This is a genomic window from Ruegeria sp. BHSA163 (genome assembly GCF_059613365.1).
Genome location: NZ_JBXWSJ010000127.1, coordinates 1 through 1,600, shown reverse-complemented (window position 1 = coordinate 1,600; position 1,600 = coordinate 1). Strand labels below are relative to the sequence as shown.

1 protein-coding gene and 1 pseudogene are annotated in these 1,600 nt (G+C 52.8%); both read left to right on the top strand.

What is annotated here, in order from left to right; all coding sequences use genetic code 11:
• A partial coding sequence (locus tag AC2FNV_RS23505) for a tetratricopeptide repeat protein (RefSeq protein WP_496774733.1) occupies positions 1-1,228 on the top strand: 1,228 nt, incomplete at its 5' end.
• Positions 1,229-1,432: 204 nt separating this feature from the next.
• Positions 1,433-1,600, top strand: a pseudogene (locus AC2FNV_RS23500) (IS6 family transposase); the annotation flags it as partial.

The window sequence follows — 1,600 nt, the reverse complement described above, 5'->3', positions numbered from 1 at the left end:
AGGTGACGATGGGGAAAGAACAAAAGAAGGATACTCGAAACCTTGCATTGCCGTGCTGCCTTTCGACAACATGTCCGTTGATCCGGAGCAAGAATACTTTTCCGACGGCCTGACGGAAGACATTATCACTGCACTCTCCAAACACCGCTGGCTTGACGTAATCGCCCGCAACACGACATTCGCCTACAAGGGACAATCCCCCAATGTAACCTCACTAGCTGCAGAATTTGGTGCGACCTATGTTCTGGAGGGCTCCGTACGTAAGGCGGGGAAGCGCATCCGGGTGACTGGCCAATTGATAGACACCAGCACTGGCGCGCACATCTGGGCGGAGCGCTACGATCGAAACTTAGAGGATATTTTTGAACTTCAGGACGAGATCACCCAAACCATTGTTGGTCGAATTGAGCCAGAGATCGGCCTAGCCATCCGGCAGAAGATCGAAAAGGCACCGCGCCCGGATATTAATGCTTGGGACGCTTTTCACTTGGGTGTCGCTAACTTCTACAAGTTTACGAGTGAAGGAAACAATGAGGCACAACGCCTGTTGCTGCGCGCCCGGGAGCTTGACCCTAACTATGCCGAAGCCCACGGCATGTGGGCCTACGCGACCATCCTCGGAATGGTCTATTGGGATACAGAGCCTGATCCCGCGTTGATGGATGAGGCGCTGGCCGCGGCTCGGCAGGCCGTGTCGCTCGATAGTCAGAACGCCTTGCTCTACATGTTGATGGGGCGAGTGCAATTGGCTCGTAAGGAGTATCGCGCTGCACTCGCGGAGAACGAAAAAGCCATTCAGTTGAACCCGACCTTGGCACCTGCATTCTGCGCGCTCGGCGATTCCCTTGCATATGAAGGGCGCTACGAGGAAGCCGAACTGCAGTTCGAAAAAGCGGTAGATATGAGCCCGAACCACCCACAGCTTTGGGCATTTTTGAGCTACGGCTCGCTTAACTTTCTGTTCGACCGTCAATTTGAGAAAGCGCTGGACTGGGCAGAGCGGGCCGCAGACATTCCGAACTGCCAATATTGGGCATTGGCTCACGCAACGGTAGCGCTAGCCTATCTTGATCGGATTGACGAGGCGCGGCAAATGAAAAATCGTCTGCTAAAGGAACGGCCGGACTTCAGTCAAAAATTCGCTGAAAAAAAGCTTTTTTTCTTGAAGCGGGAAGAGCAAATGGCTCTCTACTTGGAAGGGTTAGAGAAAGCCGGCATATCGGATTAGGGTGCTAAAACTTCACTGTGTGTTTGCGCAGGGAGCCGTCAATCAATGGCACTTTCGAGAAGTTGCGCCTAACGCAGATGTTGGGTTCGAACTGGACTTTTAACTTAAAGCCAAAGTCAGTTTGGTCAGCGCAGCAGACGTTCAGATGGTCATGTCAGAAGAACTTGTCTTGAGGCGGGCAGGGTGGTTGGGTAGCTTTTGCCCATGACCAAACCTGCCTCTTTCAAGTACTTTAAGACCAGTCCCGAGATCATCCGTCTTGCGGTGATGCTGTACATCCGATTTCCGCTTTCACTTCGAAATGTTGAAGACCTACTTCACGAACGCGGGATCGATGTCAGCCACGAAACCGTCCGCTACTGGTGGAACAGG